The sequence below is a fragment of the Pseudomonadota bacterium genome, from assembly GCA_037200975.1.
GTDB lineage: Bacteria > Pseudomonadota > Gammaproteobacteria > Steroidobacterales > Steroidobacteraceae > CADEED01.
Genome location: JBBCGI010000001.1, coordinates 672759 through 692177, shown reverse-complemented (window position 1 = coordinate 692177; position 19419 = coordinate 672759). Strand labels below are relative to the sequence as shown.

Annotated in this window: 12 protein-coding genes, 3 tRNA genes and 1 riboswitch; of the genes, 11 read left to right on the top strand and 4 right to left on the bottom strand. The window is 65.7% G+C overall.

Annotated features, from left to right (window positions below):
- Nucleotides 1-30: 30 nt before the first annotated feature.
- On the bottom strand, nt 31-3570 hold the full coding sequence (locus tag WDO72_03030) for a CHASE domain-containing protein (GenBank protein ID MEJ0084632.1): 3540 nt from the start codon (nt 3568-3570) through the stop codon (nt 31-33).
- A gap of 191 nt (nt 3571-3761) precedes the next feature.
- Between WDO72_03030 and WDO72_03025 the strand changes: the two genes are divergently transcribed.
- From WDO72_03025 to WDO72_03015, 3 genes are read left to right on the top strand one after another with little or no spacing between them, the layout of a single operon-like run.
- Entirely contained in the window at nt 3762-4268 is a 507-nt protein-coding gene (locus tag WDO72_03025; protein MEJ0084631.1) for a response regulator, read from the top strand.
- On the top strand, nt 4255-5652 hold the full coding sequence (locus WDO72_03020; GenBank protein ID MEJ0084630.1) for a response regulator: 1398 nt from the start codon (nt 4255-4257) through the stop codon (nt 5650-5652). The genes WDO72_03025 and WDO72_03020 overlap by 14 nt, the downstream gene beginning before the upstream one ends.
- Nucleotides 5649-6005 carry an Hpt domain-containing protein gene (locus tag WDO72_03015; GenBank protein ID MEJ0084629.1) on the top strand — a complete coding sequence of 119 codons (357 nt, stop codon included), beginning with the start codon at nt 5649-5651 and terminating at the stop codon, nt 6003-6005. Before WDO72_03020 ends, WDO72_03015 begins: the two co-directional genes overlap by 4 nt.
- Before the next feature lie 32 nt (nt 6006-6037).
- On the opposite strand, the gene WDO72_03010 is transcribed toward WDO72_03015, so the two are convergent.
- Both WDO72_03010 and WDO72_03005 read right to left on the bottom strand, forming a co-directional pair.
- Nucleotides 6038-6490: a hypothetical protein gene (locus WDO72_03010; GenBank protein MEJ0084628.1), complete on the bottom strand. Its 453-nt coding sequence runs from the start codon at nt 6488-6490 to the stop codon at nt 6038-6040.
- 9 nt (nt 6491-6499) lie between these two features.
- Nucleotides 6500-6574: transfer RNA gene (locus tag WDO72_03005), tRNA-Val, on the bottom strand.
- A gap of 104 nt (nt 6575-6678) precedes the next feature.
- On the opposite strand from WDO72_03005, the gene gltX reads away from it, so the two are divergent.
- Nucleotides 6679-8079: a glutamate--tRNA ligase gene (gltX, locus tag WDO72_03000; GenBank protein ID MEJ0084627.1), complete on the top strand. Its 1401-nt coding sequence runs from the start codon at nt 6679-6681 to the stop codon at nt 8077-8079.
- Between the two features lie 14 nt (nt 8080-8093).
- Here the strand turns inward: gltX and WDO72_02995 are convergent, their stop codons facing one another.
- A complete protein-coding gene (locus WDO72_02995) occupies nt 8094-9602 on the bottom strand; it encodes a putative Ig domain-containing protein (GenBank protein ID MEJ0084626.1) in 1509 nt (502 codons plus the stop codon).
- Between the two features lie 96 nt (nt 9603-9698).
- Nucleotides 9699-9786, bottom strand: a riboswitch (cyclic di-GMP riboswitch).
- Between the two features lie 181 nt (nt 9787-9967).
- Here WDO72_02995 and WDO72_02990 point away from each other — a divergent pair.
- The 7 genes from WDO72_02990 (at nt 9968) to prsT (ending at nt 19356) form a co-directional block, all read left to right on the top strand.
- Nucleotides 9968-10043: transfer RNA gene (locus WDO72_02990), tRNA-Ala, on the top strand.
- Between the two features lie 9 nt (nt 10044-10052).
- Nucleotides 10053-10128: transfer RNA gene (locus tag WDO72_02985), tRNA-Glu, on the top strand.
- 128 nt (nt 10129-10256) lie between these two features.
- A complete protein-coding gene (locus WDO72_02980) occupies nt 10257-11600 on the top strand; it encodes a TIGR03013 family XrtA/PEP-CTERM system glycosyltransferase (GenBank protein ID MEJ0084625.1) in 1344 nt (447 codons plus the stop codon).
- Nucleotides 11601-11631: 31 nt separating this feature from the next.
- The gene (gene prsK / locus WDO72_02975) at nt 11632-13671 is read left to right on the top strand and encodes an XrtA/PEP-CTERM system histidine kinase PrsK (protein ID MEJ0084624.1); all 2040 of its coding nucleotides are present in this window, start codon (nt 11632-11634) and stop codon (nt 13669-13671) included.
- A complete protein-coding gene (gene prsR / locus WDO72_02970; GenBank protein ID MEJ0084623.1) occupies nt 13644-15005 on the top strand; it encodes a PEP-CTERM-box response regulator transcription factor in 1362 nt (453 codons plus the stop codon). The genes prsK and prsR overlap by 28 nt, the downstream gene beginning before the upstream one ends.
- A complete protein-coding gene (locus WDO72_02965) occupies nt 15002-16570 on the top strand; it encodes an exosortase C-terminal domain/associated protein EpsI (protein MEJ0084622.1) in 1569 nt (522 codons plus the stop codon). Before prsR ends, WDO72_02965 begins: the two co-directional genes overlap by 4 nt.
- 23 nt (nt 16571-16593) lie before the next feature.
- Nucleotides 16594-19356: an XrtA/PEP-CTERM system TPR-repeat protein PrsT gene (gene prsT, locus WDO72_02960; protein ID MEJ0084621.1), complete on the top strand. Its 2763-nt coding sequence runs from the start codon at nt 16594-16596 to the stop codon at nt 19354-19356.
- Nucleotides 19357-19419: the final 63 nt, after the last annotated feature.

The window sequence follows — 19419 nt, the reverse complement described above, 5'->3', positions numbered from 1 at the left end:
CTAATCGTTGCGCGCGGCAGGCGGGAGCCCTCAAATATTCGTTGTTAGTGGTTTCCCCGATATCGGCAGTTCAATCCAGAACGTCGAGCCGCGTCCGACTTCGGAATCGAAGCCGATGCGGCCCTCCATGTGCTCGACGAAGCGCCTGGCGATGTGAAGGCCGAGTCCGCTGCCGCCTTTTTCACGCGTGGTGGATGAATCCGCCTGCGAGAACTTCTCGAACATGCGGCCGCGAAACTCCTCGGGAATGCCTGGACCGTCGTCGTGCACGTTGACGCGGTAGACATTGCCGCGCGATTCGCACCACACCCGCACCGTGCCGCCGGGTGGTGAATACTTGGCGGCATTCGACAGCAGATTCGCCATCACCTGGACGAACCGGTCCGGATCGACGGCCACGTGCCAGTCGGGCGGGCAGGCCACAAGGTCGATGCGCACGTTGAATTTGCGCGCATATCCCTCGTTGGCTTCGACGGCCTGCAGGACCACGCCGCCCAGCGGCAACGTGGTTACCTCGAAGCGCATCTGGCCGGCGGCGAATTTCTCCAGGTCGAGGATGTCGTTGATCATCAGCATCAGCCGCTCGCAGTTGCTCTGCGCGATCGCGAGCAGATCGCGCACCTTGGTCGGCAGGGTACCCGCGAAGGCGCCGAGGATCAGGCCCAGCGAGCCGCGGATCGAGGTGAGCGGTGTGCGCAATTCATGGCTGACCACCGCGGTGAATTCGCTCTTCATGCGCTCCATCTCGCGCGCCAGCGTGATGTCCTCGATGACGCCGAGAAATCCGCTCACGGCGGAGCGTTCGTCGCGCAGCGGCGTGATGATCACGTTGACCGGAAAACGCGAACCGTTCTTGCGCACGAAGGTCCATTCGCTTTTTTCGTAACCGTCGCGCAGCGGAATGCGCGTGAAGATGTCCGGACCCGCGGCGATCGTTTCGCCGAGCTCCTGCGACAGGCTCGCAGCGCGCGCCTCGAGTTCCGCCGCGACCATGAAGATCGGGATCGCGCGTCGCCCGGTGACCTCCGCGGCGCTGTAACCGAGCGCCGCTTCGGCCGCCTTGTTGAAGATCATGATGCGGTACTGCGGGTCGATGGCGATCACCAGATGTGCGCTGCTCGAGATGATGCCGGCGTTGAGCGCCAGCGACTTGGCGAGGTGCGCGGATTTCAGCCGCGAGATCAGGATGTAACGCACCGACAGCGCGGCCAGCGCCGCCACCAGCAGGCCGGCGGCCAGCACCAGTCCCGGCAGCATCGATCGCTGTGAATCGAGGAAGTGAGGCGTCGGCGAGACGCGCACCGTCCACGGCTGCTCCTGCAGACGGATCACCCTTTCGGAGACCCACGATTCCGGTGCCGCGGCATCTCCGTGCGTGTTGCTGTAGTACTGCTGGCCATCGAAGTTGACGGTAATGAGGTAGTCGCGCGCCGGTTCGGCCCGCAGCGCAAAGCCGAGGAAATCCTCGACTTCGAATGCCGCGGCGATGAATCCGTCGAAGCGGCCCCGTTTGTCTACCGGTAGATAGGCGACGAATGCGGTGTAGCCCTGCACGAGGTCGAGCGGCCGGGTGAGCGTTGCCGCGCTGTGCCCGGCGGCGTCGCGCAGCGCCGCAGTGCGGCGCGGGTCGGATCGTACGTCGATGCCCAGCGCCGGCTCGTTGCCCAGCATGGGTTCGATCCAGCGGACCCGATAGTCGGAGTCGACCCATTCGAGCGCCCGCAATCCGGGCAGCTGCGCGACGTGGTTGGCCGCGTCCTGCCGCCAGAGTAGATAGGGGGTGCCGCCGGCGGCGTCCCAGCGCGATGCCATGCGCGCCAGCGAGGCGATACGTTCGTTGAGCTCGGTGCGTATCAGCCGCTCGACGTCGCCGGCCTCGTCTTTCACCTGCTCGCGGATGAAGGCGAGTTCCAGGTCGAGCAGTTTCGAATGCAACACGACGCTGCCGGTCGCCAGCACCGCGAACACCAGCAGCGGCACCGCGAAGCGGCGCTCGCCGACCATCCGCTCGATGTGTTCGGTGCGGCGCACGGTCAGCACGATGAGCAGCAACGCCAGCAGCGCGGTGAACAACAGGCCGCCGAGCAGGATGAAAAGGGAGCCGCTCGAGTGTTCGGTTTGCTCGAATTCGGCGGTGCTCTCCCACACCAGCCGCCATTCCCGCTGCAGAATCGGCAACGTGACGTATTTGCTGAAAGCCGGGTGCGCCGCGGCGCGTGGATCGCTGTCGTAGATCAGCGCATCCGCCGCTTCGCCAGCGCCATCGTAGACGCGCAAGCGGAATTCGGAACGCTGGCTGTGGGTGAGATCGTCGAGGAAATGGCTGGCAATCAGCGGTGCGAAAGTCCAGCCACGGAATGCCGCGCGGCGTCCCTCGATGCTGTTGACGGGTATGTCGCTGCCGTAGACCGGGTACATCATCAGGAATCCGGGCGAGCGTTTTTCATCCTGGAGCAGCACGACGCGGCCGGTGAGCGCGGCTTCGCCGGTATCTCGGGCGCGCTCGGCGGCCGCGCGGCGCTGGGATTCGAACGCGATGTTGAGGCCGACCGCGGCGCGGTTCCCGGCCAGCGGCTCGATCAGCCTGGTGATGTAGTTAGGTCCACGGGCGTCCGGCCGCTGAATGGCGAAGTCGGGCGCGCCATCCGCCCGTTCGGCAGCCAGGAACGCCGGCAGGCGCGCGGCGTCCACCGGTTCGACCCAGCCGAGACCGTTCAGGCCCGGGAAATTATCGCTGACCTGCACGGTCCCGGTATACGTGCGCCATTCCTCGCGCGACACCTCGTTCGAACCGCGAATGAAAGCGGCCGCGCCCAGCAATGCGTTGCCGTAGGACGCGAGCCGGTTCTGCAACGCCTTTTCGCTCTCGACGGTCAGCGTTTCGAATTTCGCCTGGCCGCGCTGGTACTCGTTCTCCGTGGTGGCCTTCCAGGCGTAGAACGTGAGGCCGAGCGGCAGCAGCAACAGCAACAACGCGGCCAATGGCAGGTGCCCGACCGACGCGGCGCGCCAGGTGAGTCGCGCGCGGCTGCCGGGCGCGAGCAGCACCAGCGGCATGAACACGATCACGCCGAGCGTGTCGCCCGACCACCAGGCAATGCCGTTGGCCAGCAGCTCCGCGCGTCCGATGATGCCGAGGCCCGACAAGGTGCCCACGCCGATCGACGCCGCGATCAGGCAGGTGACCGGGCCGGCCAGCGCGAACAGCCAGAGGACGTCGCGCGCGGTGTTGAGGCGCAGCGGCAACCCGACGAAACGCGCGACCAGCGTGCGTCCTACGATCGCCTGGAGCGTGGAGCCGGCCGCGATGCAGGCGGCCGCCAGTAGTTTGAGCGAGAGAATTTCCTCCTGCGCGAAGACACCGGAGTTGTAGGCGTTCAACAGCAACGAACCTAGCAACACGCCGGGCCACAGGCGCGCGCCGCCCGCGATCAACATGCCGATGGCGATGCCCGATGCCGGCCAGATCACCGTGGCGTAACCCGGCGGCACGGCGAGCAGCAGACCGAGTTTGCCGGTCACGATGTAGAGCAGGGCGAGCAACGTCACCCTGCCGATGTAGTTAGCCATGCATGGTCTGCTAGAAACCCTTAGAGGTCCTGACGAAACAGCGAGCATCGAATGTGACGTACTGCGGCTGAACTCGCGCCAGTACGTGCCCCCGATTTGCCGATACGTTAGCGTGCCTCAGCTGAATGCGGGACGCGCTTGATGCGCTCCGCACATTGAGCCGAATCTCGAGCAACGAATCGGAAAGGGTAATGACGGGTTTCGAAGAAGACATCAACTCCGGCGTGAACACAGGCCGCATGCGCGCGCTTGCCGCGGACGTCCCGCTGTCCGTGCTCATCGTCGACGACGACGAGCTCGAACGCGCCTTGATCGGCGATCGCCTGAAGGAGCGCGGCATCCACGTCGGCGAGGCGGCCGATGGTGCGCAGGCATTGGAACGCCTGGCGCTGGAAAATATTCCGGTCGTGATCGTCGACTGGCAGATGCCGGTCATGGACGGCATCGAATTCACCGAGAAGTTTCGCGCCCGCAAACAAGGCGAGACCTACGTGATCATGCTGACGTCGCGCAAGGAAGATTTCGACCATGAACGCGGCTATTGCGCCGGCGTCGACGACTACCTGAACAAAGGCGTGCGCGAGCCGGAGCTCATCGCGCGGATTCACGCCGGACTCCACACGTTCTCATTGCGGGTGCAGCTGCGCGAGGCTCGCGCCGCGCTCACGCTGGCGAGCAGGCGGCATGACCGCGCCTGACAAGGAAGAAGTCCTGGCCAGCGATGAGTCCGTGATCACGGCCATCCAGCCCGTGCTGGACACGCTGGTGACGCGCGTGCTGCTGGTGGACGACGATGAGATCGTCGTCGAGCGGCTGCGCGACATGATCGGTGCTGCAGGTTATGAGGTCGCCACGGCTGCCAACGGCGAGCAGGCGCTCGCCGCGCTGCGCCGCCAGTTCGCGCCGATCGTGATCCTCGACCGCAACATGCCGGGCATGGACGGGCTCGAGTTGACGCGGGCGATCCGCGCCGGGACTCACTACCCGGGTTACGTCTACATCATGTTGTGCACGGCGCACGATTCCGAGGACGAGATCCTCACCGGCCTCAAAGCCGGCGCCGACGACTACCTGAGCAAACGCGCCAGCGGCACGCAGCTGATCGCGCGGCTGGCCACCGCGCGCCGCATCCTCACGCTCGAGCATTCGCTCAAGCAGGCGATCGAAGAGCGGCGCCGCCTGGCGATGACGGACGCGCTCACCGGCGCGCACAACCGCCGCTACTTCATGAACCACTTGCGCCGCGAGCTCAAACGCACGCGGCGTTTTGGCGGCGAGTTGTCGCTGCTGGTATTCGACATCGACCATTTCAAGCACATCAACGACCGCCACGGGCACGCGGCCGGCGATGGCGTGCTGATGGAGTTCGTGCGGCGCATTCAGAACGCGCTGCCGCGCGAATTCGACTGGTGCGCGCGGCTCGGTGGCGAGGAGTTCGCGGTGGTGCTGCCGCAGACCGATCTGCCCGGTGCCGGCGTGGTGGCGGATAAGATCCGCCGCGCCGTCGCGGCCGGGCCCATCGCGACCGTCGGCGGAAGCATCGAGATCACCGTCAGCGTCGGCGTCACGGGCGTCTCGGTGTTTGCGGATCGAAATGCCGCGACCGTCGAACAACTGCTGCGCCGCGCCGACGACTGTCTCTATTCCAGCAAACGTCATGGACGCGATCGCGTTACCGTCGATGGTGAAGTGACGACCAGCGACAAGGCGCTCAAAACACTTCTCTATGTCGACGACGACGCCGACATCCGCGAAATAGTGCAGATGTCGCTCAGCCTCGACGGCGACATCAACGTGATCGTCAGCGACGGCGGCGAACGCGCGCTGCTCAAGATGCAGGTCGAGCAGCCGGACCTCGTGGTGCTCGACGTGATGATGCCCGGCATGGATGGCCCGTCGCTGCTCAAGCGCATGCGCGCCGAACCCGCGCTGGCGCACATCCCCGTGATCTTTCTGACGGCCAAGGCCAACCAGGACGAAGTCGCGCGTTTCCGCGCCCTGTCGGTGATCGGCGTGATCGCCAAGCCGTTCGATCCCATGACGCTGGGTGGGCAGGTCAAGGCGCTGTGGCGATCGCAGTGAGCGGGACGCGCGACGAAAAGATCGCCGCCGCCAGGGCTCGCATGGCCGAACTCGCGGCGAAGTTCGTCGACCGCAGCGGGCGCGAATTCGAATCGTTGCGCGCCGGTCTTGCGAGGTTCGCCGCCGGCGACGCCACTGCGCTCGACGATATTCGCCACCTCGCCCACCGCATGTGCGGCACGGGGGCGACGCTCGGATTTGGCGTACTGAGCGACTGCGCGGCGCGCATCGAACATCTCGCCGACGCGCAGACGCCGGGCAAGAAGCCCGATGAATCCGCGCTGACGCGGTTCGCCGCCGGCCTCGAAGCGCTGGGCGCGGAATTGATGCGCCTGCGAGCCGATCCATCCTGACCCGAACAGGGCCGCGCGAACCGTGGCCCTAGCTACTCAGCATCGTCCGGCAGCAGCGCTGCAACTTCGTCGTAAGAAAGGTTGCCGCCGGCTTCGAGTGCATCGGCGATCTTTTCGATGAGGGCCCAGTCGCGCTCTACGAGGTCGAGCGCATCGCGGCTCGCGCTGACAAACTGCGCTTCGGTCAGGCCGAGCTGCGCCACCGATTCGCGATCGTCGAGGGCGGCCACACCCGAGAACACCCGATCCGGGCGCAACCGGCGCAGCCGGGCTTCGGCGCACGGCCCCGCCAGCGACACCAGGGCCAGCGCCTCGACGGGCATCTCGAGGCCGACTTCATCGTGCAGCAGGGTCCAGTTCAGCGCGCCGTCGAGCTCGAGTTCCTCGTCGGGCACGGCGGTGACGTTCTCGAATACGAGTCCGCAACGGATGGCTGCGACGGCGTGCGCCGCTTCGTGGATGGCCGTGATTCGCGAGATGTTCATGAATTGGAGTGGTGGACGGTACAGGGCTTGAACCTGTGACCCCTGCCGTGTGAAAGCAGTGCTCTACCGCTGAGCTAACCGTCCGCCGGGGACACGCGGTCCCGAGAGGGTGCGCAGTCTAAAGAGCGGCCGAAGCCGAATCAAATGCTACGATTCGCGCCCTCAAAACGGCCGGAATCGCACGCTCCATGACCTCTCCCGTCATCACCCGCTTCGCCCCCAGCCCCACCGGCATGCTGCACATCGGCGGGGTACGCACGGCGCTGTTCAGCTGGCTGTACGCGCGCCGCATGGGCGGCCAGTTCATCCTGCGCGTCGAGGACACCGACCTCGAGCGTTCGAAGCCGGAGCACGTGCAGGTCATCCTGGAAGGGATGAAATGGCTGGGTCTCGAGCACGATCTCGGGCCTTACTACCAGACGCAGCGTTTCGACCGCTACAAGCAGGTCATCGCGGAGATGGTCGCCGCCGGCACGGCTTATCACTGCTACTGCAGCAAGGAAGAGCTCGACGCCATGCGCGCCGCGCAGCAGCTCGCGAAGGAGAAGCCGCGGTACGACGGCCGCTGCCGGCACGGCAAGGGCCCGGGGCCGCAGTCGGGCCGCTCTCCGGTGGTGCGTTTCGCGAATCCGGAGGAGGGCGCGACGGTCGTGGACGACGTGGTGCACGGCCAGGTGACCTTTCAGAACAAGGAGCTGGACGACCTCATCATCGCGCGCTCGGACGGCACGCCGACTTACAACTTCTGCGTGGTCGTGGACGACGCCGACATGGGCGTCACCCACGTGATCCGCGGCGACGACCATCTGAACAACACCCCGCGGCAGCTCAACATGCTGCTCGCGCTCGGCAGGAAGCCACCGGTGTACGCGCACGTGCCGATGATCCTCGGGCCGGACGGCGCGAAGCTCTCCAAGCGTCACGGCGCGGTCAGCGTGCTGCAGTACCAGGAGGAGGGCTATCTACCGGATGCGTTGTTGAACTACCTGGTGCGGCTCGGCTGGTCGCACGGTGACCAGGAATTCTTCACGCGCGCGGAGATGATCGCGGTCTTCGACGTGCGCGACATCAACAAGGCCGCCTCGGCGATGAACCTGGAGAAGCTGCTGTGGCTGAACCAGCAGCACCTGGTGCGCACGGATCCGAAAGAGATCGTGCCGTACCTGCAGTGGCACCTGGCGCGGCTCGGCATCCAGTCGGATGACCAGGCATTGCTCGAGGGAATCATCGTGGCGCAACGCGAGCGTGCGAAGACGCTCAAGGAGATGGCCGAGAACAGCCGCTTCTTCTTCGGCGACCACGTGTTGCTCGATCCGAAGGCCGCCGAAAAACATCTGACGGCCGAGGCGCGTGTGTTGCTGGCCGAGCTGCGGATGCGATTGGAGATTGTGACGGACTGGCGGGCGCCGGCGATTCACGCCGTGCTCGAGGGGCTCGCCACGGAAAAATCGCTCGGTCTCGGCAAGATCGCGCAGCCGCTGCGCGTGGCCGTGTCGGGCGGGACAGTCTCGCCGCCCATCGACGCCACGCTCGTGCTGCTGACGAAAAAGCGCGCGCTCGAGCGGATCGAGCGCGCGCTGGCGGGTTGAAGCGGCCTTGCGGGCTACTGGATCGTCTTGGTCGCGACGTTCGAGGTCTCGCTCTCGGTCCCGGCGGTGTTGACGGCATAGACCGCGAAGAACCACTGGCCCGTGGAGAGGCTTTCGACCGTGTAGCTACTCAGGCTGGCGTTGGTTACCGAGGCCGACAGGTCGAGATTCGTTGAACTGCGCCCATAGGCGATGCGATACCCGGCCAGATCCGTCAGCGGGCTGCCGTCGGTGTTCTGGGTCGGCGCCGTCCAGCTCACCACGGCGGACCCGGTCGCGATCTGATTTACCGCGATCGAGAACGATGCCAATGAGGTCTGGGCCGTGCCATCGCTCACCGTGATGACAATGCCCGCATAGCTGGCAACGTCGGCGGCCGTCGGTGTTCCCGACAGGCGGCCGGTGGTGGTGCTGAACGTAGCCCAGGAAGGCCGGTTCGCGATGCTGAAGCTCAAGCTATTGCCGTCGGGATCCGCGGCGCTCGGCTGGAAGCTGTAGGCCTGCCCGGCGGTCACGGAGGTCGGTGGGACGCCGGTGATCGTAGGTGCCCGATTGGCAACGGCGGTGACCTGAATCGTGAACGAAGGCAGCGAAACCGTGGCGACGCTGTCGCTCACGGAGATGGTGATTCGCGCCGACGTGCCCACATTCGCCGCCGTCGGCGTACCGGTGAGTCGGCCGGTCGTCGTGCTGAAGGTCGCCCACGCCGGCAGGTTCTGGATCGACCAGATGAGCGTATTGCCATCCGGATCGTTGCCCACCGGACGGAAGCTGTAGGCCGCGCCAGCGGTCACGGTCGCGGCGGGGGCGCCGGAGATCGTCGGCGGGCGATTTGCCGGTGCGCTCGCGTTCACCGTGAGATTGAAGGCCGGCAGGGAAGCGTTGGCGCCGCGCACATCGGTCACGGTTATGACGATGTTGGTGGTGGTGCCGACGTTTGCGCTGATGGGTGTGCCAGTCAGTTGCCCGGTCGCGGGCGTAAAGGTGGCCCAGGCCGGCTTGTTCTGGATCGAGAAGAACAGCGTGTCGTCGTCTTCGTCGTCACCAACTGGCGTGAACGAGTAGACGCTGCCGACCGTGGCGGTGGTCGCGGGCGCTCCGGCGATGGTCGGGTCGTGATTGACGATGGGTGGCGGCACGTTGACAGCGCTGCTCACCTGGATTCGGAACTCCGGCAGCTCCGAAATCGCCTTCGAGTCGCTGACCATTACCGTGATCATTCCCGACATGCCGACATCGGCTTCGGCGGGCGTTCCGGAGACCACACCGGTCTTGGAATTGATGCTGGCCCAATGCGGCAGGTTGTCGGCCGAGAATGACAGCGGATCGCCGTCCGGATCGGAGGCCTGCGGCTGGAAGCTGTAAGGCGAGCCGGCGTTCAACGTCGTGATGGGAGTACCCGAGATGAGCGGGGGCAGATTGCCGGCGCCTCCCGAAGCGCCCGACTCCTCGCCGCCGCCGCAACCGGCTAGCGCGAGCGTGGTCATGGCTGCCAACACCCATTGTTTGCCGCAAATTCGCATTTTCAGATCCTTCAGATTCCAGATTGTCTGCAAGACCGAAGCGATGCGGCTGACAACGAAATGGCGGTATGTGAGACCCACGAGGCGTCTCCCGATACCGGCAACCCCGCTGTCTGAATCCGCTGTGCGCTTCAGACCGGAAGCTTTGCGTCCCCGCCTCGCGACGGGTATGCCTTTGCTCTGGGAATGAGTAGAACGTGGAAAAACACTTATTACAACGTGTCACCACTGGCAGACACGGGGGGACTCGGAACCGGAAAATACGGTGAACGAGTGCCATACCACTGAAACATCGCGATGTGATGCAGTCGCTTTTGTTTACTTGACATACCTGAGGCTGAACCGTAACTTGCCGCGCCTCGCGTGGGGCCATAGCTCAGCTGGGAGAGCGCTTGCATGGCATGCAAGAGGTCGACGGTTCGATCCCGTCTGGCTCCACCAAACATCTGCGTCCCCATCGTCTAGAGGCCCAGGACATCGCCCTTTCACGGCGGTAACGGGGGTTCGAATCCCCCTGGGGACGCCACCTTTGCGACAGAGCCCACAGTTGCGAACGCCGATCGGCGTTCGCACGCTCTGACCTCCTAGGTTCTTGCCTAGACTCGCGGCCACATGCGAGTAGGACTATTTGGCATAACTTGGCACCCGGCCCTGGTGCTCCTGTGGTTGGCGGAATCAGCGGTGGTGCTGATCGCGAGCCAGTTCGCGTGCCGCCTGGTTGGCGGCCCTTCCTTCAACTCGGCGATCGATTGGACGCAGGCCGCCGTGTTCGGTGGCAGCGTCATCCTCGCCATGGTTGCGATGGGATTGTTCACCCGCCGCATGCGCGACCGCATGGCGGGAGTCATTCTGCGGATCACGTTGAGCGTGGTGGCTGGTGGCGTGCTGAGCGGCTTGATCCTCGGTTTCTGGCCCGAATACAAATACACGTGGCCGGAACTCGTGTCCTCGATGGTGTGTTCGTGGCTGCTGCTGGTACTGGTGCGTGCCATCGCGCAACGCCTCATCGACGAAGACATTTTCAAGCGGCGCGTGCTCGTGTACGGCGCCGGCAACAATGCCATGAGGATTGCGAAGCTGCGTCGGCGCGCGGATCAACGCGGTTTCAAACTGCTCGGCTTCATCCCGGCCGAGGGCGAGGCCGTCGAGGTCTCCGAAGACCGGCTGGTGCGGGTCGACATTCCGCTGCATGAATACGCTCGTGAGAACGCCATCGAAGAAATCGTGGTGGCGATGGACGACCGGCGCCGCAGCTTTCCGCTCAAGGAACTGCTCGAGTGCCGCCTGGCAGGCATCGTGATCTCCGAACAGGTCGGCTTTCTCGAGCGCGAAACCGGCAAGGTGCATCTCGAACTGCTGACGCCGAGCTGGATCATTTTTGGCGGCGGCTTTCGCCGCAACGGAATGCGGGTTCGTTCCGAACGGATCTTCGATCTGCTCGCCAGCTCCGGCCTGCTGTTGCTCGCATCTCCGATCATGTTGCTGACCGCGCTCGCCATCAAACTGGAGGACGGTTTCTCGGCGCCGGTGTTCTACGGTCAGGATCGGGTGGGCTTCGCCGGGCGCATCTTCCGCGTGCTCAAGTTCCGCAGCATGCGCGTCGACGCCGAGCGCGACGGCAAGGCGCAGTGGGCCACCACCAACGACAACCGCGTGACCTTCCTCGGCAAATACCTGCGCAAGCTGCGCATCGACGAACTGCCGCAGCTGCTCAATGTGTTGCGCGGCGAGATGAGCTTCGTGGGACCGAGACCGGAACGTCCGCAGTTCGTCGACAAGCTGGCCGATACGATTCCGTATTACCGCGAACGTCACAGCGTGAAACCGGGTATCACCGGCTGGGCGCAGCTCTGTTATCCGTACGGCGCATCCGAACAGGATGCAGTCGAGAAGCTTCAGTACGACCTGTTCTACGTGAAAAATCACGACCTGGTGTTCGACATGCTCATACTGCTGCAGACCGTGGAAGTGATCCTGCTGGGCAAGGGTGCGCGTTAGCGCCTGACAACCTGCGCGGGCGCGAGGCGACATGATCGGGCTCATTTACTTCTTGACCGCAATCCTGTTGCTGGTCGTAGGCGCGGTGCTGCTGATCCGCCGCGGCCAGAGCGAGCCTGCGCGCAACGTGGCGGTGGCGGCCATCGTCGGCGCGGGTTGGGCCGCGCTCATGTGGAGCCAGACTCCCGCGCACGCCTGGCCGACCTGGAACGCGATGATGGCCGACGGCTTTCGTTTCGGTGCCTGGCTGATCGCCCTGCAGGCGCTGGCCGCCAGCGAAATCCCCGCCTGGCTGCGCCGCATGAGTCTCGGCTCCTGCGCGGCACTGATCGTCTACACCGCCTTCGGTGCGATCGCGCAAGGCGCCACGCCGCTCCATCTCTATCCACTGGCGGGCTTCATCACGGCGCTGGCCGCGCTCGCGGCGACGCTGCACGTATGGCGGCAGGCTTTTCACGGCGCCGCGCGCAAGGTGAAGTGGTGTGCGGCGGCCGTTGCCGGTCAATTCTCGATCGACGTGCTCACGTATGCGCAGGCCCAATGGCAGGGCGACGTGGAGCCATCACTCAGCATGTTGCGGGTCGCCGCCGTCGCTGCGTCGCTGCTGCCGCTGGTGTATGGCGCGTGGCGCGTGCCGGTCGCCGAACCGCGCGTGTTCGTGTCGCGGCAGGTGATGTTCTACACCTCGAGCTTCGTTTTTCTCGGTTTGTATTTTTGCGCCACTGCCGCGGCCGCGTACTTCGTGCGCGCGCTGAGCGCCGAGTGGGGCGGTCTGCTGCAGACACTGGTGATCGCGGCGGCGGCCACGGTGCTCCTCGTCTTCCTGCTGGCCGACTGGCCGACGCGGCGCCTGCGCGTCTTCATCTCGACGCATTTCTATCGCAACAAGTACGACTACCGCATTGCGTGGCTGCGATTCGTGCAGACGCTGTCGGCCGGCGAGGAGCCCGACATCCGGCGTAACGCCATCCGCGCGGTGGCCGAGATCTTCGACAGCGCGAGCGGGCTGCTGCTGCTGCGCGACCGGGATGCCGGCCGCTTCTATCTACAGGCGGCGTGGCCGCAGAAGAGCAGCGATTTCCCCCAAGTTCTCTCGATCGCGGAAGACGACGATCTGCCGCGCTTTCTCATGGATCGCCAATGGGTCGTGGACCTGCGCGAATACCAGCGCGACCCGCAGCGTTACGGTGGCCTCAAGCTGCCGGCCTGGCTCGATCCAGCCGGTCCATGGCGCCTCGTGACGCCGCTGCTGGTGGGCAATCACCTGCTCGGATTCCTGGTACTGCGCGCGCCGCCCGAGCCGTTCAACATCACCTTCGAAGATCTCGATCTGCTCAAGACCGTGGGCCGCAATGTCGCCGTGCAGCTCGCGCAGCGGCGGGCGGACGAACAACTGGCCGAGGGCCGGCAGTTCGATGCGTACAATCGCTTCGCTGCGTTCGTCATGCACGATCTCAAGAATTCCGTCGCGCAGCTGCAGCTGCTGGTCGCGAACGCGGCGCGCCACCGGCACAACCCGGTGTTCGTCGACGACGCGATCGACACGATCCGCAACACCTCGGAGCGCATGACGCGGCTCATCGAGCAGCTGCAGGGGCGGGACATGCAGGGCACCGCGCGCATGGTGGAGTTCGGGCAAATCGTGGGTGCGGCCGTGGCGCGCAGCCAGTCCCGCCAGCCCGCGATCACCGTGCAGGGTGAGTTCGCGAAGGCGGCAGTGAAGGCTGATCCCGACCGGCTGACCGCGGTGCTCGAGCACGTGATGCGTAATGCGCAGGAGGCGACCAGCGCGGCCGGCCGGGTGGATGTAGAGCTCGCCGTCGATGCGCGGGAAGCGCGCCTGACCGTAACCGACGATGGCGCAGGCATGGACGAGGACTTTCTGCGCCAGCGCCTGTTCCGCCCGTTCGACAGCACCAAGGGCTCGAAGGGCATGGGGATCGGCGCATACCAGGTGCGAGAATACGCGCGTTCCGTGGGAGGGGATGTCGAGGTGTGGAGTGCGCCCGGGCGGGGCACAAGGTTCTGTATTAGGCTGCCGTTATGTCCGACGAAAAACCCAGACTCCTGATCGTCGAGGACGATCTGGGCCTGCAAAGGCAATTGAAGTGGTGCTTCGAAGAGTACGAAGTGCTCATGGCCGCGTCGCGTGAAGAAGCGCTGACGATGGCGCGCCGCTTCGAGCCGCCCGTCGTGCTGCAGGATCTCGGGCTGCCGCCGGACGCGGAAGGCGTCACCGAAGGCATGCAGACGCTGCGCGACATCCTGAGCCTTGCGCCGCAGACCAAGGTCATCGTCGTCACGGGCAACGCCGACCGCGACAATGCCGTGCGCGCGGTTTCACTCGGTGCCTACGATTTCTACCAGAAGCCGGTCGACACCGACGTGCTGCGCCTGCTGGTCGGGCGTGCGTTTCACATCCACAGGCTCGAGGAGCAGAACCGCCAGCTGCGCGAGTCGCAACTGACCTCGCCGATGGAGGGCTTCATCGCCACCGACGATGCGATGTTCAAAGTCTGCCGCATGGTGGAGAAAGTCGCGCCCACCGATGCCTCGGTGCTGATCCTCGGCGAGAGCGGCACCGGCAAGGAACTGGTCGCGCGTTCGTTGCATGCGCAAAGCGGGCGTCAGGGCGGCCGCTTCATCGCCATCAATTGCGCGGCGATTCCGGAGCAGCTGCTCGAGAGCGAGCTATTCGGTTACGAGAAGGGCGCCTTCACCGGCGCCGTGAAGACCACCCTCGGCAAGATCGAGACCGCGAGCGGCGGCACCCTGTTCCTCGACGAGATCGGCGACATGCCGCTGGCGCTGCAGGCCAAACTACTGCGCTTCCTGCAGGATCGTGTCATCGAGCGGGTCGGCGGCCGCCAGGAGATCGCGGTCGACGTGCGTATCGTGTGCGCGACCAATCGCGATCTGCAGCAGTTCATCGTCGAGCAGAAATTCCGCCAGGATCTGTACTTCCGCATCGGCGAGGTCACGATCAATGTGCCGCCGCTGCGTGATCGGCTCGGCGGCGCCACCGTGCTCGCGCACGCGATGCTGCGCAAGTTCAGCAACGTGGGCGGGCGGCCCAGACGCGGTTTCACCGAAGAGGCGACTGCGGCGCTGGAGGCCTACGCGTGGCCGGGCAACGTGCGCGAGCTCGAGAACCGCGTGAAGACCGCGATGATCATGGCGGAGACCCCGATGCTCACGGCCGAGGATCTCGGCTTGAAGGAAAGCACCGACAGCGCGTTGCTGTTCAACCTCAAGGAAGTCCGTACCCGCGCGGAACGCCAGGCGATCAGGCAGGCGATGTCGATCACCGAAGGCAACGTGTCGAAATCCGCCGAGTTGTTAGGCGTCAGCCGTCCGACGCTTTACGACCTCATGGAAAAGTACGGAATCCGGGCGCCGGCGTGAACTCGCCGGGGATTCCCGAAGCCGCCTCGCCGCGGGCGGGGATCGCGGCGCGGCTGGAGTGGCGCGCGTGGGTCATGCCGGCGGCATTGGTCGCAGTGGTGCTTGCGACCGGCGTCCTCTACTTCCCTTCCACGCAGTCGCTGCTCACCGAGTGGTTCGACGTACCGTCCAGCGCCTATCGGCACGGCTCGCTCATCGTGCTCGGCGCCTTGTGGCTGCTGGTGCGGGGCGCGCGGGAAGGCGACGGTGCGGCGGCGGCGAGTTCGGCGTCGTTGCCGCGGGTCGCTGCCTTTCTTCCTCTCATGGCATTGGCCGCAACGAGCCTGGCATGGCTGATAGCGCTGCGGGCGGGTGTGCAGGTGGCGCACCAGGCGCTGTTGCCCATCCTCTTCTGGCTCAACATCCGCGTGGTCTTCGGGCCGCGTATCGCGTTGCGCGCGCTGGTGCCGGTTGGGCTGCTGTATTCCGCGGTGCCGGTCTGGCACGTATTCGTACCCGCGTTGCAGTCGCTGACCGTCTCGGTAGTTAGCTTGCTTTTGCGGGTCATCGCGGTCCCGGCATACGTCGCGGGCGATTTCGTCTACATCCGCAGCGGCGTGTTTCACGTCGAGGATGGATGCGCCGGACTGCATTATTTCATCGTCGCTGCGACCATCGCGATCCTGCAGGGCGAACTGCGCGGCGACCGCCTGGTGACGCGCTGCAAGCTGCTGGCACTGGCGGTGGGGCTGGCACTGCTCGGGAACTGGCTGCGCGTGTTGATCATCATCGTCGCCGGCGATCTGACCGACATGCAGAGTTACCTGGTGCGCGTCGATCACTCGGTGTTCGGCTGGGTCGTCTTCGCGGTGGCGATGGTCGTGTTTCTGCTGATCAGCCGCCGGATGCCGCTCGAGCTCGAGGCCGGTCGCGGTAGTGAGACCGCATCGCCAACGGCGGCGGCCTTTCCGGCGCCGCGCCGCGCGCTGCGAGCCGCCGGATACGCATTGCTTGCTTCGGGTCTCGGACCTGGCTGGTCGTGGCTGCTGCCGGTGGAGGCCGCAGTGGCGCCAAATGTTTCCGTTCCCTCTGTGATCGCCGGCTGGGATGGTCCCGTCGAGCCCTGTCATGGCCGCTGGCGGCCCCAGTACCGCACGGCGGACCTCCACTCACAGCGCGAATTCTCGCGCGCGGGCGCGGCGGTGTGTGTCTACACCGCAACCTACCTGTCGCAGCAACAGGACAAGGAGCTGATCGGCTTCTCGACGTCGGCGTATGGTCCCGAAGCCAATCTGGTTTCGGCGGCGACGCGGGAAGTCGGCGGTAGAAACCTCAATGAAGTGCAGCTCGGCAATGAAGCCGGCTCGGACAGGATCGTGTGGTATGCGTACGTCGTAGGGGAACGCGAGGTGCGGCGCGGCTCCGCGGCGCAGTTGCGTTACGCGCTCGGCACCCTGCGGGGTGCGCCCGCAGCCAGCGTCTTCGCCATCAGCGCCTCGTGCCTGCCGGATTGCGCGTCCGCACGCCAGTTGCTGACCGATTTCCTGCCGCATGTCACAGTGGGCGCGGAAGCACGGGCAAACTAGAAAGGTTCGCGGAAGGAGTGGTCATGAGATCTGCAAGGTTGCTGGGGTTGGGGTTGCTGGTCACGGTCGTACTGTGCGGCTGCGACTTCTTCGTCTCCGCCGATGGCCGCGTCGAGCGGGCCCGCGCCGAGATCGCCAAGGGCGACTATCAGGCCGCGGTGATCGACCTCAAGAACGCACTCGAGAGTGAGCCCAACCACCTGCAGGCGCGGCTGCTGCTTGCCCGGGCGTCGCTGCAGCTCGGCGACGTCCGCGATGCCGAAAAGGAAATCCGCCGCGCGCGCGACGCAGGCGCGAGTCCGCAAGACGTCGCCGACCTCACCGCCGAAACCCGGCTGGCGCTCGGCCAGGGACGCGAACTTCTGGCGGCTATCGATTCGAACCAGATAGTGGTCGGCGAACCGATGCGGTCCATCTACCGTGGCGATGCCTACCTGGCGATGGGCAAACCGGTCGAAGCCGGCGAAGCCTACGAGGCCGCGCGGCGCGGCGGCGCTACGCAGCCGCGCGCGCTCATCGGGCTGGCGCGGGCCCGCGCGGGTCAGCGGCAGGCCGACGAGGCGCTGAAGCTGCTCGATGGAGTGCCCGAGAATTCCCCGGATCACGCCGCGGCGCTGTTGTGCCGGGGCGAGATCCTTGCGGCGCAGGGCCGCTTCGTCGATGCCCGCCAGGTGCTCAAGGCCGCATTCGCCGCGGGCCGGCAGCTGACTATCTACCAGAAGGCGAGTCTGCTCGCGATCCTCACCGAGGCGGACCTGGCCGCGGGCGACATCCCGGCGGCGCGCGCAAGTCTCGCCTCGCTGGCGAAGCTGGCGCCCACCGCGCCGGTCACGTTGATCCTCGGCGCGCGTATCGCAATGGCCGCGCAGGATTACGCGACCGCCACCGCCGGGCTGCAGCGCGTCGTGGCCGGCATGCCGGATTTCGTGCCGGCACGATTCCTGTTGGGCGCCGCGTTGATCGCGCAGGGCAACGTCAACCAGGCCGAGTCCCACCTCAGCCGGGTCGTGCAGATGGCGCCGGACAATCTCGAGGCGCGCAAATTGCTCGCGCGGGTGCGGTTGCGCATGGGCCAGGCGGACGCCGCGCTCGAACTGTTGTCGCCGTTGCAGGCGGACGCGGATTCGGACGTGAACTCGCTGATCGGTCTCGCGCACCTGCAGCTCGGTGAAGCCGACAAGGCGGTGTCGGTGCTCGAGCGCGCGGCGAACGCCGCGGGGTCGAGCCGCGCGCAGCAGATCGAGCTGGCGACTACCTACCTGCGCGTGCAGGCGTATCGCAAGGCCGTGCTGCTGCTGCGCCAGATCCCGCACGTCGATGGGGACGCGCAGCGCGACATGTTGCTGATCGGCGCCGTAGCCGCCGCGGACGGCATCGACAAGAGCGATGCGGAGATGAAGAGCCTGGTCGACCAGCATCCGAAGGATCTGGCGCTGCTCAACGGCGCTGGCCTCATCCTCGCGCAGCGCGGTGAATTCGAACGCTCGCGTGCCTTGCTGGGTCGCGCGCTCGCGGTGCAGCCGGGCGATGTCACGACATTGCTGAATTCCGCGCGAATCGAAGCCGCAGCGGGCGATGCCTCGACCGCCGCCGCGCGCTTGCAGGGCATCCTGACCGATCATCCCGAACACGTGGCCGCGCGCATGGGCCTCGCGCAACTAGCACTGCAGGCGAATGACCCGCGCCGGGCGGCAACCGTGCTCGAGCCGTTGCGTACCGATCCGAAGGCGGTCGTGCCGCGCCTGGCGCTGGCCCGCGTCTACATGCTCGATAACCGAGTCGCCGATGCCGCCGGCGTGATCGCGGAACTCGAAAAACTCACCTCGGAAAACGCCGCCGTCACGAATGCGATCGGATTGCTGTATCTCGATTCGGCGCGTTACGACGAGGCGGCTGCACGCTTCAAACGCGCCATCGACATCGACGGAAAAAACCCGCAGTACTGGATGAACCATGCGCGCGCATTGCTGGCGCTCGACCGGCGCGCGCTGGCGCGTGAGTCGCTGGAAAAGGCGCGCGCCGTGAGTCCGGATTCGATCATGGCAGTAGCGGCGCTGGCGATGCTGGACGTGCGCGACGGTAAACCCGCGGCCGGCGCCCAGCGGATCGCCGAGATGCGCAAGGCGCATCCACACGATCCTGCACTGCTCGCGCTCGAAGGCGATTTTTATTCCGCCAATCACGACTACGAGGCGGCCAGCCGTGCGTTCGATGCCGCTCTCGCCATGCGGCCGAGTGCCGCGATCAGCGTGCGTGCCTACAACGCGCGCCGCAGCGGCAATTTGCGCGACGCAGCAGCACCGCTCGAGAGCTGGGTGGCGAAGAAGCCCGACGACTTTCCGGTCCAGGCGGTGCTTGCCGAGGCGTACATGCAAGGCGGGCAGGTGGGCCGCGCACAGGCCAAATACGAATTCCTGGTCGACAACGCGACGCCCAACGCCGTGATTCTCAACAACCTGGCATGGCTGTATTACGAGTCGAACGACGCGCGCGCCGAAGCGACCGCGGCCAAGGCTTACCGGATGAACCCGACGAATCCTTCGATCATGGACACGTATGGCTGGATCCTCACCGAGCGCGGCAAGGTCAGCGACGGGCTCAAGATCCTGAAGGATGCGCAGGTCAACGGCGACCCGGACGTGAAGTATCACTACGCCGCGGCTCTGGCGCGTAGCGGTAACAAGGATGAAGCGCGACGCCTGCTCAAGACACTGGTTGAGGGGACCGAGGCATCCACTACGCAAGCGGATGCGCGGCGCCTGCTGCAGGAACTCTCTACCAAGTAACAATCCGGCTCTGTCGGAGATTTTTACAGGCCGCCATACCCTGAACCAACTTGAGCGAATGCG